The following is a 12,888-nucleotide window of genomic DNA, read 5'->3' on the forward strand; positions in this document are numbered from 1 at the left end:
TGGCACTCCCGGTGTGTGGTGCTGAGCAGGTCCCTTCAGACTACCCGTACAAAATTTCTACGCGCGTAGCCTTGGAGGAAACTACGTGAGCCCTGTCACGATTCGGACTCGACGGGAGGCGCTGACGAAAAGCTTTGGGAAAGATCCCGGATCGAGCCCGGACACCTATTGCGCGACAGACACGCGGAGAGATTTAGTCGGGCTTCCCATTGCAATGCCGGGCACTGTACAAATGAAATGTCATTAGCCGATACTTTGCCCAATTACAGGCGAACAGTCGGCATCATCGCGGCGTCTTGGCACGTCATCGCGGAGATGCCGCACGAAGGGACCGATATTCGTGGCGCAGCGTGTCGTGGTCACTCTCTTTGACGACATCGACGGCTCGGAAGCGACGGAGACGATCGCCTTCGGAGTCGACGGCCGGATGTACGAGATCGACCTGAACGAAGCCAATGCCCGGAAACTGCGCAAGGCCCTCGAGCCCTACGTGACGGCCGGCCGCAAGCGGTCGCGCTCCGGCAGGGCGTACCGGCAGACGGAGGTCGCCCCCGACCCCGCGGCCGTCCGGGCCTGGGCCCAGGCGAACAAGATGGACGTGCCCGCGCGGGGCCGGATCCCGAAGAGGGTGTACGAGGCGTTCGCCGAGGCGCAGTGATTCGCCGAGGCACAGTGAGGCGCCGGCGGTGAGCCGCCGCGCGCGGGGGGCGCGGGGGTAGTGCGCGGGAGGCGCGGGGGTAGGGCGCGCGGGGGTAGGCGGGGGTAGGGCGCGAGAGGCACCGTCCGCGGTGGCGCGCTTCCCCCCCCCGGCCGGCGGTCGACAGCCGCTCAGCCGCCCCTCGCGGCAACCGACTTGCGCAACACCCCGGGTGATCGGCTAGAGTCTGGAGCACGCCGAGGGGCGAGGCCGAAAGGCCGGGCTCACGGAACATGCGGGTGTAGTTCAGTAGTAGAACATCCCCCTTCCAGGGGGAAGGCGCAGTGTGCAATTCCTGTCACCCGCTCTGCACCGCCGTACCGATCACGCAAGTCGATCAGGTAGGCTGGTGCTCGCACCGATCGGTGAAGGCCGGTCGGGGGCAATGCGGACGTAGCTCAGTTGGTAGAGCGCAACCTTGCCAAGGTTGAGGTCGCGAGTTCGAGCCTCGTCGTCCGCTCGGGAATCAGACCCCGGTCCCCTGAGGACCGGGGTCTTTTCGTGTGCCCGGGACCGACCGCGTCGAACGGATCGTGCGCCGCCCGTCCCGGTCTCCGTTCTGACATTTGTCATGCCGGCCGGTGACGCCCCGCACTGCCGGCCCTCCCCCGGCGCCGGAATGCTTAGGGCATGCAATCAAACGGACACGAACACGTGATTGAGGTCACTGACCTGCGACGTGTGTACGGGGGCGGGTTCGAGGCCGTGCGCGGGATCGACTTCTCCGTGCGCCGCGGGGAGGTCTTCGCGCTGCTGGGCACCAACGGCGCGGGCAAGACGTCGACGGTGGAGCTGCTGGAGGGCCTCGCCGCCCCGTCCGGCGGGCGGGTGCGCGTCCTCGGGCACGACCCGTACACCGAGCGGGCCGCCGTGCGCCCCCGCACCGGCGTGATGCTCCAGGAGGGCGGCTTCCCGTCCGAGCTGACCGTCGCGGAGACCGCGCGGATGTGGGCGGGCTGCGTGAGCGGGGCCCGCCCTCCGGCGGAGGTGCTGGCGGTGGTCGGGCTGGAGTCGAAGGCCGGCACGCGTGTGAAGCAGCTGTCCGGGGGCCAGCGGCGCCGGCTCGACCTGGCGCTCGCGCTGCTCGGCGACCCCGAGGTGCTCTTCCTCGACGAGCCCAGCACCGGACTGGACGCCGAAGGCCGCCGGGACACCTGGGAGTTGGTGAGCGCACTGCGCGACGGGGGCACCACGGTGCTGCTCACCACGCACTACCTGGAGGAGGCCGAGAACCTCGCCGACCGGCTCGCGATCATGCACGAGGGCCGGATCGCCGCCACCGGAACCCCGGCCGAGGTGACCGCCCTTCAGCCGTCCCGCATCTCCTTCGACCTGCCCGAGGGCTACTTCGTGGGTGATCTGCCGCCGCTCGGCGAGCTGGGCGTGAGCGATCACGAGGTGGAAGGGCGGACGGTCAGGCTGCGCACCCGGGAGCTGCAGCGCGCGGCCACCGGGCTGCTGGTGTGGGCCGGGCGGGCCGGAGTGGAGCTGCGCCGCCTGGACATGCGGTCGGCGTCCCTGGAGGAGGCGTTCCTCGGCATCGCGAAGGCCGCTTCCGCGAGGACGACCGAGGGCACGACGACGAAGGAGTACGCGGCATGAGCGCGACGACCACGAACCACTCCCCGGCAGGTCCCACGAGCGCCGCCGTCACCACGCCGATGCGACGCATGACCGCCCTCGCCCGCGCCGAGCTGACCCTGCTCGGGCGGAACAAGGGCACGGTCTTCGCCGCGCTGTTCGTGCCGTTGGTGCTGCCGTTCACCGTGCGGTCGGCGTCCCAGGAGATGGACCTCGCCGAGGCCGGACTGACCACCGGCACGCTCGTGCTGCCCGCCGCGATCGGCTTCTCCCTGCTCTTCGCCGTCTACTCGGCCCTGACCGGTGTCTTCGTCGTCCGGCGCGAGGAACTCGTCCTCAAGCGGCTGCGCACCGGTGAACTGCGGGACGTCGAGATCCTGAGCGGTTCGGCGATGCCGGCCGTCCTCAGCGGGCTCGTGCAGTCCCTGCTGCTCACGGTGGGCTGCACCGTGCTGCTGGACCTGTCCGCGCCGTCCGCGCCGCATCTGGCCGTCCTCGGCCTGCTGCTGGGCCTCGTGATGTGCGCAGCCCTCGCGGCGGTCACCGCGAGCTTCACCAGGACCGGCGAGAGCGCCCAGGTCACGCCGCTGCCGTTCATGTTCGTGTCGATGTTCGGCTCCTCCCTGTTCGTGCCGCTGGAGCTGCTGCCCGACCGGCTGGCCTCCGTCTGCGAGCTGCTGCCGCTGACGCCCGTCATCACCCTGGTGCGCGGCGGCTGGACCGGTGACCTGCCGGCGTACGAGGTGCTGGGCGCCGTGACCACGGCGGTGGCCTGGACCGCGCTCGCGGTGTTTGCTGTACGGCGGTGGTTCCGCTGGGAGCCACGGCACTGACGGACGGGAAGACCCGGACCGGGACCCGGACCGGGACCGGGACGAGGCGGATCGGGGTGGGCGAGGACATGCGCAGGCCGAGGCGCTGGTGGCGGCGGAAGAGCACGCCGGCGAAGGTGGAGACGTACACGCGGTGGTCGTTCCACTTCTTCGGGATCATCGAGATCCTCGCGATCGGGGTGTCGGCCTTCGACCGGACCGGACCGCGGCTCGCGACCGGACTGGCCCTCCTCGTCACGGTGCACGCCGCCGTCGGCATGGTGGTCGCGTCCCGGGCACTGGACTGGACGCTGCGCCGGCGCCCGCAGCCCGTACGGCTGCTGTGGGGCTACACCGCCCTCACGGCGGCGATGGCGGTCGCCACCATCGCGCTGGCGGAGCACGGGCCGGGCGGCGACGACGTGGACACCGCGGCGGGCGCGGTCTTCGGGGGTGTCCTGTTCTTCGCCGCGGGCACGATCACGCTCGGGGTGCGGGACCGGCGGCGCGTGGTCGCCGTCGTCAGCGGCTTCGCGCTGGGTGCCGGCCTCGTGTCGTTCCCGCTGGGGCTGCCCGCCGCCGCCTCACTCGTCCTGGCCGGCCTCGTGCTGACGGCCGGCGGGTTCCTCGCCTTCACGTCGGTCTTCTCCGTCTGGCTGCTCAACGCCGTCTACACGCTCGACGAGGCGAAGGAGACCCGGGCCCGGCTCGCGGTCGCCGAGGAACGGCTGCGGTTCGGCCGGGACCTGCACGACGTGATGGGCCGGAACCTGGCCGTGATCGCGCTCAAGAGCGAGCTGGCCGTCCAGCTGTCACGGCGCGGACGACCGGAGGCGGTGGAACAGATGATCGAGGTGCAGCGCATCGCCCAGGAGTCGCAGCGGGAGGTCCGCGACGTCGTACGCGGCTACCGGGAGGCCGACCTGGAGGTCGAGCTGACCGGCGCCCGCGGCGTGCTGGCGGCGGCCGGCATCGACTGCGAGGTGAGCGGTGAGACGAGCGGCCTGCCCGGCGAGGTGCAGTCGGCGCTCGGCTGGGTGGTGCGGGAGGCCACCACGAACGTGCTGCGGCACGGGGACGCGGAGAAGTGCGCCGTGGTGGTGCGGCTGTCGGAGGGACGTGTGGTGCTGACGGTGGAGAACGACGGGGTGCCGGAGACGGCCGGTACGGGTTCCGCCGCCCCGTCGGCCGGAGCTGCCGCCGCCGGCGGGTCCGGGCTCGCGGGGCTGCGGGAGCGGCTGTCCGCCGTGGACGGCGTCCTGGAGGCCGGGCCCGCCGGCAAGGGCGTGTTCCGGCTCACGGCCGAGGTGCCGCTGCCGTCGGCCGCCCCGGCCGTGCTGGAGGTCGCGTCGTGACGACGCCCGTACGCGTGCTGCTCGCCGACGACGAGCACCTCATCCGCGGGGCGCTGGCCGCCCTGCTGTCCCTGGAGGACGACCTCGTCGTGGTCGCCGAGGCGGCCAGCGGCCCGGAGGCCCTGGCGATGGCCCGGGCGCACGAGCCGGACGTCGCCGTGCTGGACCTCCAGATGCCCGGCGCGGACGGTGTGAAGGTCGCCACATCCCTGCGGGCCGAACTGCCCGGCTGCAGGGTGCTGATCGTGACCAGTCACGGACGGCCCGGGCATCTGAAGCGGGCGCTCGCGGCGGGGGTGCGCGGGTTCGTCCCCAAGACGGTCAGCGCCCAGCGGCTCGCCGAGCTGATCCGCACGGTGCACGCCGGGAACCGCTACATCGACCCCGAGTTGGCCGCCGACGCGATCTCCGCCGGGGACTCGCCGCTGACCGCGCGCGAGGCGGAGGTGCTGGAGCACGCGGCCGACGGGGCGCCCGTCGCGGAGATCGCCGAGCGGGCCGCGCTCGCCGAGGGGACCGTGCGGAACTACCTGTCGTCGGCCGTGACGAAGCTCGGCGCGGAGAACCGGCACGCGGCGGTGCGGCTCGCACGGGAGCGCGGTTGGGTATAGTGGCTGTCGCGCCACGGCGAAAGGCCCGGGCTTCGGCTCAGGGCTTCGACCCAGGGCCCAGGCCCATGGCTCTGGTCCACGGCGCAGTGCGAACGTAGCTCAGTTGGTAGAGCGCAACCTTGCCAAGGTTGAGGTCGCGAGTTCGAACCTCGTCGTTCGCTCCACACGAGGAAGCCCCCGGTTCCGGCCGGGGGCTTCCTCGTGTTCTGGCCTCTTCGTGGCCGGGGGCGGCCGACGGGCCCCGGCCGGCTAGGACCAGCTCAGTCCCGTCAGGCGCTCGTACGCCTCGACGTACTTGGCGCGGGTCGCGTCGACGACCTGCTGCGGCAACGCCGGCGGGGGCTGCTCGCTCCTGCGGTCCCAGCCGGACTCCGCCGAGGTCAGCCAGTCCCGCACGTACTGCTTGTCGTAGGACGGCTGCGCGCGGCCCGGCTGCCACTGGTCGGCCGGCCAGAAGCGGGAGGAGTCCGGGGTGAGGACCTCGTCGGCGAGGACGAGGTCCTCGTCGTCCTCACCGGCGAGGCCGAACTCGAACTTGGTGTCGGCCAGGATGATCCCGCGCTCGCGGGCGACGTCCCGGGCCCGGGAGTACACGGCGAGGGTGGCCTGGCGCAGCCGGGCGGCGGTGTCGGCGCCGACCTGGCGGGCCACCTCCTCGTAGGAGACGTTCTCGTCGTGCTCGCCGACCTCGGCCTTGGTGGCCGGAGTGAAGATCGGGGCGGGCAGCTCGGAGCCGTCCACGAGGCCCTCGGGGAGGGCGAGGCCGCAGACGGTGCGGGTCTCCTCGTACTCGGCCAGCCCCGAGCCGGTGAGGTAGCCGCGGGCCACGCACTCCACGGGGACCATCCGCAGCGACCGGCAGACCAGGGTGCGGCCCTGCCAGTCGGCGGGGGCGCCGGGAGGCAGCTCGGTGCTCACGACGTGGTTGGGGGCCAGGTCGGCCAGCAGGTCGAACCACCACAGGGAGAGCTGGGTGAGGACCCGGCCCTTGTCGGGGATCTCGGTCGGCAGCACCCAGTCGTAGGCGGACATGCGGTCGCTGGCGACCATCACGAGGTCGCCCGCCTCGTTCTGGTACAGCTCGCGCACCTTGCCGGTGTGCAGATGCACCAGACCCGGAACCTGGATGGGCTCGGGCTTTTCGACGAATCCGGACACGGTTCCTCCCCGTGGTTCTGTCCAATGCCTCGATTCTCCCGTACGTCCGGGTGACCGGGGACAGGGGGGCGTCCCCCGTGCGCGGACCGGTCCGGGGATCAGTCGCGTTTGCAGATGCGGTCCAGGAGGTTGGCGGTGGCGCGCTGGACGCGCGGGTCGACGTGGCCCGGGCGGTCCAGGGCCGGGGACCAGGCGAACGTCCCGGACGCGAAGACCCAGGCGCCCGAGGGGGCCCGGTACAGCGATGTCTCCTGGTGGCGGCGGGCGCCGTCGGCGTCGGTGTACGGGGAGTGGGCGAGCAGGACCCGCTCGTCGTGCTCCGGGAGCGGGGTGCGCGGGAAGTAGCGGTCGGCCTCTCCCGCGACCAGGCCCTCGATCTCGTCGCCCTCGTGGGCGCCGGTGGCCTCCCAGAGCCAGTGTCCGGCGTTGCGGACGATCAGCGGGTGCGGTTCGGGGACGCGGCCGGCGTACTGGATGCCGAGCAGCTGCTGCTCGGGGCGGTCGATCTCCCGCCACAGCACCGGTCGGCCGGGGCCCTGGCGCTTGCGGCAGGTCAGCAGGCGGTCGGGGACGCCGGACGGGGAGGGCGCGAGCTCCACCTGCCAGTACATGGTGTTGGCGGAGAGGAAGACCAGGGACGTGCCGTGCTCACGGGCGAGTTCCGTGGTGCGGCGCATGGCGGCGGACCAGTACTCGTCGTGTCCGGGGAAGACCAGGCCCCGGTAGCGGGTCGGGTCGACCCGGCCGGAGTGCAGGTCGCGGGCGTCGGCGTAGGCGACGTCGTAGCCGTAGCGCTCGGCGAAGCGGATGAAGTCGTAGGCGTGGCCGGCGTGCAGGGGCAGCCCCGCGCCCGCGTACGGCCGGTCGAAGGAGACGGTCGTCGCGGCGTCGGCCTCGCCCAGCAGCCGTCCCTCCTCGTCCCAGGCGTGGTAGAGGCTGGCGCCGGTGCGGCCGTCCTCCGGGAAGAGGTTGTACGCCTGCCAGGTGATGTCCGGCAGGACCAGGAGCAGGTCGGCGGGGTCGCTGTGGCGGACCGTGAAGGGGACGTGGGAGCGGTAGCCGTCGGCGGTGGTGAGGACGGCGACGTACGCGCCGGTGTTCCAGTACGACGGGATCTGCAGCCGCCAGGACAGCCACCAGTGGTGGCAGGAGACCGTGCGGTCCGCCGTGAGCGGTGGCGGCTGGACGATGCCGGACAGGCGGGGGCTGGTGGTGATCTTCGCGGCGCCGTCGCCGCCGTAGTGGCCGATCCGGTAGACGTCGACGCCGAACTCCTGGGGCGGGTCGACGGTGACGTGGAAGTCGATCGACTCGCCGGGGGCGGCGGCGCCGGTCGCGGTGAAGCCCTTGATCTGGCACCGGACGTCGTCGGCGGCGCGTGGGCCGCCGCCGTCGGTGCGGCGCGCGGCCTTCTGCCGGGCCGTCCCGGGCCGGGGCTGCTCGACGTCCGCGGCCCGGGCGGTGTCCGGCTCCGCGTACCAGGAGACGATCTGGCCGTTGTCGCCGAAGTACGTCTCGCCGCCGCGTAACCAGGGGACGGGCCCCTGTCCGAAGGGGTCCGTCACGGCGTGTGCGCGTGTTCCCGGCTCCCAGCGGCGGATCTGCTCGGGCCCCATGGGACAGTCCCCTCCCTTGTGCCCCCGTGGTCGTGCGTATGACGAACGCCTTTGCCATGTGCGCGATCGGACCCCAGCACATCACATTTTGCGCGCGTGCTGTCACTGTTCGTTGCGAAGTGGCCGAAAGTGGAAGAGGGGGATCCGGTTGGGTGGTCGTGGTGCGGCCGGGAGGGTTCGGACGGCCGGGCGTCAGGTCCCGGGGGCCGGGGTCAGACCAGGCGCACCGGTTTCTCCGGGCGTATGCCGAGCTCGGTCATCCAGGCGCGCAGGGGGCCTGGGTCACCCCTCTCGACCAGGCTGAGCACGCGGGGTGCCAGGTCCGCGGCGCGGGCGCCGTCGAACAGCAGGGACGGGCCGTCGAGCCAGTCGAGCCCGGGCGCCGCGCCCGCGGTGTCCATCGCCGCGCAGCACACCATCGCGGTGATGTGGGCGGTCAGGATCTCGCGGCCGGTGCGCGGGGGCTGGAGGGGGAGGAGGGGGAGCGCACGGTCGTCCCAGAGGGCGGGGCCGAAACCGGTCGCGCCCGCGGGTGCCTCCCGGCCGGGCGACGGGGACCGGCCGGTCGACGCCTCCTCGCGGGCCAGCTGGGCACTGAGCCCGGCGGCCAGCGCGGCGCCGCGGGGGGTGGTGCCGGCGAGGTCGTCATCGTCGTCGGGGACGGCCGCGGACCCGGCAGTGCCCGTGGGCCCGTCAGTGCCCGTGGGCCCGGCAACGGCTCCGGTCCCGGCGGAGGCCGTGGCTCCGGCGGAAACCGCGGATTCGGCGGAGGCCGTGGATCCAGCGGGCGCCGTGGATTCGGCGGACGCCGTGGATTCGGCGGACGCCGTGGATTCAGCGGAGGCCGCGGACCCGGAAGGGCCCGTGGGCCCGTCAACGGCTCCGGTCCCGGCGGAGGCCGTGGCTTCGGCGGACGCCGTGGATCCAGCGGAGGCCCCGGGCCCGGTGACAGACCCTGGCCCGGCAGTGTCCGCGACCCGGTCGACGACCGCTCCCCCGGCAGCGGGCGCATCCCCGTCAGCCGCCCGTGCCGGTGGGGTCGTGAGGTGGTCCAGGACGCGGGTGAGGGTGGGGCCGTCGGTGCCCGGTGTGGTGCGGCGGACGCCCAGGGTGTCCAGGACGCGGTGGAGGCGGGCCGCCTCCGTGCGCCAGGTCCGGTCGACGACCTCCTCGGGATACTCGTCCCACTCCACCGGCGACCAGTCCTGGCCGGTCCCGGCCGGCCCTCCGTGGAAGAGGCGCGCGGCGAGGAGGGAGACCGCCTCGTCCATCAGTCCGGGCTCCTCCAGCAGGTCGCAGGCGGGACGCTCGCCCAGGCGTGAGGCGAACCCCTCGGCCAGGCGGTCCCGGCGGGACAGCTCCGTGAGCGCGGCGACGACGCCCACGTCCAGCCGGGAGGGCCAGCGCCCCATCCGCCAGGCGGGGAGCGCCACCCGGGTCAGCAGCCGGTCCCAGCCCGCGTAGGCGAGTCCGACCTGCTCCTGCGCGACGATCCGCAGGCCGTAGTCCACGGCCTTGGCGCGCTCGGCGGCCGCCGCCGCGACCCCGCGCTCCATCTCCGCCACATGCCCCCGGCAGCTGCGCAGCAGGAGCCGGCACACGTGGCCCAGACCGGCGCACACCGCGCGGGACAGCAGGCAGCGCTTCCGCGTCGAGGCCACCGCCACCGCCGCGTCCAGGCCCCGTATGAAGCGGCGGGCGGCGGCTATGTCGGGGTGTGCCGAGGGTCCCGTACCGGCGACGACCGGGGCGAGGACCGCGCGCAGCTCGCCGACGCGCATCCACCACAGGAAGGGGGAGCCGATGACGAGGACGGGGGCGGCGGGGCCGCGGCGGTGGACGGGGGCGGCCCCGCCGGCCGCGTCGTCGTGCCGGTCCGCGCGCGGGGGGCCGTGCGCCGGGTGGGTGCGGTCCTCCAGCCAGCTGTCGCAGTCCGGCGTGAGCGCTATCGCGGAGGGGGCGGGGACGTCGAGCCGCTCGGCCAGGTCGCGCACCATCCGGTAGAGGTCCGGGGCCGACGTCTCGGCGATCGTGACCGTCGGGGTCATGGCCGGCCGGGCGCGGGAGACGACCAGGGCGACACCTGCGGCGGCCGCCAGGACGAGGAGCGCGAGCACGGAGACGGCCCAGCGGGCGGCGTCCCAGCCCCTGCCCACGAGATGACCGGTGGACCCACCCACGAGCAGGATCACGGCGGCGGCAGCGGGCAGCAGGGCGACGGCCACTGCCCGGGAGCGGACGCGCAGCACGGCCAGCGCCCGGGAGCGCGCGGTCTGCGCGCCCGTCTCCACACCACCGATACCGGTCACGGCCTGAGCTCACCCCCTCCTTGCTGCCCTGTGCTGCCCCGCGGCTCGTCGTGCTCGCCCCACGGCTCCGTGCCGTCCGACCGGTCTGTCCCGTCCGGCTCGGCCGTCCCGTGCTGCTGCTCTTCTGCTGATGCCCACTCCCCCACTGTGGCACCCGGCACTGACATCGCAATGCCGGTGGGCCAAGTGCCGGAAAGCTTGCGCCGCACCCTAGTTGGGGCCTTCCCGCCCGTCAGCCGTATGGCGCATCGGTCACTCGATGGAATGGCTTTGGGGAAAGGTGGGTGACACACAGCAAGGATCAGGCCCCGACTCCTGGGAGGGAGCCGGGGCCTGCCGGTTCGGTGCGGAATGGGCTGCTCCGGAGCCTCCGGAGCGGTGCGGCGCCGTCCTACGCGTCCGCCGCCGCCTTCGCCGCGATGTCCGTACGGTGCTGGGAGCCGTCGAGACCGATGCGGGCGACCGCACGGTAGGCGCGGTCGCGGGCCTCGGTGAGATCCGCGCCGGTGGCCGTGACGGACAGGACGCGACCGCCGGCGCTGACGACGGTGTCGCCCTCGCTCCGGGTGCCGGCGTGCAGGACGTAGGCGTGCGGGGCGTCCTCGGCGGCCACCTCGTCGAGGCCGGTGATCGGGTCGCCGGTGCGCGGGGTGCCGGGGTAGTTGTGGGAGGCGACGACCACGGTGACGGCCGCGTCGTCGCTCCAGCGCAGGGGCTCCAGGTCGGCGAGGTTGCCGGTGGCGGCCGCCATCAGCAGACCGGCGAGCGGGGTCTTCAGGCGGGCCAGTACGACCTGGGTCTCGGGGTCGCCGAAGCGGGCGTTGAACTCGATGACGCGGACGCCTCGGGAGGTGATCGCGAGACCCGCGTACAGCAGGCCGGAGAACGGGGTGCCCCGGCGGCGCATCTCGTCGACGGTCGGCTGGAGCACGCTGTCCACGACCTCGTCGACCAGCTTGGGGTCGGCCCACGGCAGCGGCGAGTACGCGCCCATGCCGCCGGTGTTCGGGCCCTCGTCGCCGTCGAGGGCCCGCTTGAAGTCCTGGGCGGGCTGGAGGGGGCGGACGGTCTCGCCGTCGGTGATGGCGAAGAGGGAGACCTCGGGGCCGTCCAGGTACTCCTCGATGACGACGCGGTCGCAGGCCGTCGCATGCGCCCGCGCCGCCTCGATGTCGTCGGTGACGACGACACCCTTGCCGGCGGCCAGACCGTCGTCCTTGACGACGTACGGGGCGCCGAAGGCGTCGAGGGCCGAGTCCACCTCGGCCGGGCCGGTGCAGACGTACGAGCGGGCCGTGGGGACGCCGGCGGCGGCCATGACGTCCTTGGCGAAGGCCTTGGAGCCTTCGAGCCGCGCGGCCTGCCCGGAGGGGCCGAACACCGGGATGCCCGCCTCGCGCACGGCGTCGGCGACCCCGGCGACCAGGGGAGCCTCCGGCCCGACCACGACCAGTTCGGCGCCGAGCCTGGTGGCCAGCGCGGTCACGGCCGCGCCGTCGAGGGCGTCGACCTGGTGCAGTTCGGCGACCTCGGCGATCCCGGCGTTGCCGGGCGCGCAGTGCAGCGCGGTGACGTCGGGGTCGAGGGACAGGGAACGGCACAGGGCGTGTTCGCGGGCGCCGCCGCCGATGACAAGGACCTTCACGGGGTCAGCCTAATGGGAACGGGCCGGGTCGGTTTGTGCGGGCTTCCGAAGCGGCGGACGAGACGCGCTTGGCGTTTCCTCCAACACCCGGGGTGCCGGACCGCGCGGGCCGCCGCTACTCGTGCGCGATCTCCTCCACGACGGTCGCTCCCAGCTCGCGCACCAGCAGTTCCTTGCCGGAGAGGGCCGACTCGTCGAGGTCGGGGTCGTCGTCCTCCGGGATGTCGTCCTCCGGGGAGACCGGGGGCGGCGCCGGAGGCTCGGGGGCCGTGCGCCGGGGGGCCGGGCCGGCCGCCGGGGCGGAGGCCGGGGCCGCGGCGGCGGGCGGCGGCGCGGGGGCCTGTGCGGGTGCGGCCGGGGCCGCGGGAGCCGGCGCCGCCGGACGCTGCGCGGGCGCGCCCGCGCCGTACCCACCGCCGCCGTACCCACCGCCGCCGGAGCCGCCGTACCCACCGGCCGGGCCGCCGCCGGAGCCGCCGTATCCGCCGGGTGGGCCGACGGAGGGCGCGGGGGCCGAACCGCCGGAGGGGTCGACGACCGCCTCGGTCTTCCACTGCACGCCGAACTGCTCGGTGAGGGCCTGCCGGAGCACGTCCTCGCTGCCGCTGCTCAGGAAGTTGTCGCGGGCGCCCGCGTTGACGAAGCCGATCTGGAGGGTCGTGCCGTCGAAACCGGTCACCTGGGCGTTCTGGCTGAGCAGGATCCAGGTGAACCGTCGGCGGTTCTTGACCGCTTCGAGGATGTTGGGCCACAGCGCGCGCGGGTCGGGCCCACCGCTCGGGGACGGGGCCGGGGCGGCGGGCACAGCGGTGGCCGTCGTCGCGGTCCCCGGTGCCGGGGCGGGCGTCGACGGGCCCGGCGAGGCCGGTGCCTGAGGCCGTCCACCGCCGGCGGGAGCCGTCGTGGGCCATCCGCCGGGCCGCCGCCCGCCGCCCGCGGGAGCCGCGGCGGGCCAGGCGCCGGGCGCGGGTGCCGGGGCGGGAGCGGGGGCCTGGGCAGGAGTCGGGGCGGGAGCGGGAGCGGGGGCCGCCGGGGCGGGGGGCTGTGCGGGTGCGGCCTGGGCCCCGGGCCGCCCGCCTCCGCCGCCCTCGCCGGTTCCGGCGT

General features: G+C 73.9%; 9 protein-coding genes, 3 tRNA genes and 1 pseudogene. 8 read left to right on the forward strand and 5 right to left on the reverse strand.

All coding sequences use genetic code 11. The annotated features are described in order from the left end of the window. The first annotated feature begins 340 nt into the window (after window positions 1–340). The 8 genes from KUM32_RS12135 to KUM32_RS12170 all read left to right on the forward strand — a co-directional run bounded on the left by KUM32_RS12135 (window position 341) and on the right by KUM32_RS12170 (window position 5,220). Window positions 341–658 carry an Lsr2 family protein gene (locus KUM32_RS12135; protein ID WP_217141857.1) on the forward strand — a complete coding sequence of 106 codons (318 nt, stop codon included), beginning with the start codon at window positions 341–343 and terminating at the stop codon, window positions 656–658. Between the two features lie 274 nt (window positions 659–932). Further along, window positions 933–1,004: transfer RNA gene (locus KUM32_RS12140), tRNA-Gly, on the forward strand. An 80-nt stretch (window positions 1,005–1,084) separates the two neighbouring features. Further along, window positions 1,085–1,157: transfer RNA gene (locus KUM32_RS12145), tRNA-Gly, on the forward strand. A 170-nt stretch (window positions 1,158–1,327) separates the two neighbouring features. Then, window positions 1,328–2,299, forward strand: a complete 972-nt coding sequence (locus KUM32_RS12150) for an ABC transporter ATP-binding protein (RefSeq protein ID WP_217141858.1) — start codon at window positions 1,328–1,330, stop codon at window positions 2,297–2,299. Continuing rightward, window positions 2,296–3,111 carry an ABC transporter permease gene (locus KUM32_RS12155; protein ID WP_217141859.1) on the forward strand — a complete coding sequence of 272 codons (816 nt, stop codon included), beginning with the start codon at window positions 2,296–2,298 and terminating at the stop codon, window positions 3,109–3,111. The genes KUM32_RS12150 and KUM32_RS12155 overlap by 4 nt, the downstream gene beginning before the upstream one ends. A gap of 68 nt (window positions 3,112–3,179) precedes the next feature. Beyond that, window positions 3,180–4,445, forward strand: a complete 1,266-nt coding sequence (locus KUM32_RS12160) for a sensor histidine kinase (RefSeq protein ID WP_217141860.1) — start codon at window positions 3,180–3,182, stop codon at window positions 4,443–4,445. After that, window positions 4,442–5,056, forward strand: a complete 615-nt coding sequence (locus tag KUM32_RS12165) for a response regulator transcription factor (RefSeq protein ID WP_217141861.1) — start codon at window positions 4,442–4,444, stop codon at window positions 5,054–5,056. Before KUM32_RS12160 ends, KUM32_RS12165 begins: the two co-directional genes overlap by 4 nt. An 88-nt stretch (window positions 5,057–5,144) precedes the next feature. After that, window positions 5,145–5,220 (forward strand) — tRNA-Gly (locus tag KUM32_RS12170). Between the two features lie 85 nt (window positions 5,221–5,305). Here KUM32_RS12170 and KUM32_RS12175 read toward each other — a convergent pair. The 5 genes and pseudogenes from KUM32_RS12175 to KUM32_RS12195 form a co-directional block, all read right to left on the reverse strand. Next, entirely contained in the window at window positions 5,306–6,214 is a 909-nt protein-coding gene (locus KUM32_RS12175) for a phosphoribosylaminoimidazolesuccinocarboxamide synthase (RefSeq protein ID WP_217141862.1), read from the reverse strand. 98 nt (window positions 6,215–6,312) lie between these two features. Further along, a complete protein-coding gene (locus KUM32_RS12180) occupies window positions 6,313–7,830 on the reverse strand; it encodes a N,N-dimethylformamidase beta subunit family domain-containing protein (protein WP_217141863.1) in 1,518 nt (505 codons plus the stop codon). 212 nt (window positions 7,831–8,042) lie between these two features. Continuing rightward, the gene (locus KUM32_RS12185; RefSeq protein WP_217141864.1) at window positions 8,043–10,139 is read right to left on the reverse strand and encodes a hypothetical protein; all 2,097 of its coding nucleotides are present in this window, start codon (window positions 10,137–10,139) and stop codon (window positions 8,043–8,045) included. Between the two features lie 391 nt (window positions 10,140–10,530). Continuing rightward, entirely contained in the window at window positions 10,531–11,784 is a 1,254-nt protein-coding gene (gene purD / locus KUM32_RS12190) for a phosphoribosylamine--glycine ligase (protein ID WP_217141865.1), read from the reverse strand. A 115-nt stretch (window positions 11,785–11,899) separates the two neighbouring features. Continuing rightward, window positions 11,900–12,888 (reverse strand): annotated as a pseudogene (locus KUM32_RS12195) (DNA polymerase III subunit gamma and tau); the annotation flags it as partial.

This window comes from Streptomyces sp. AC627_RSS907 (assembly GCF_019049165.1).

Coding starts and splice junctions, on each gene's coding strand:
- KUM32_RS12155 (WP_217141859.1), top strand. CDS start 2,296: ATGAGCGCGACGACCACGAACCACTCCCCGGCAGGTCCCACGAGCGCC.
- KUM32_RS12160 (WP_217141860.1), top strand. CDS start 3,180: ATGCGCAGGCCGAGGCGCTGGTGGCGGCGGAAGAGCACGCCGGCGAAG.
- KUM32_RS12180 (WP_217141863.1), bottom strand. CDS start 7,830: ATGGGGCCCGAGCAGATCCGCCGCTGGGAGCCGGGAACACGCGCACAC.
- KUM32_RS12150 (WP_217141858.1), top strand. CDS start 1,328: ATGCAATCAAACGGACACGAACACGTGATTGAGGTCACTGACCTGCGA.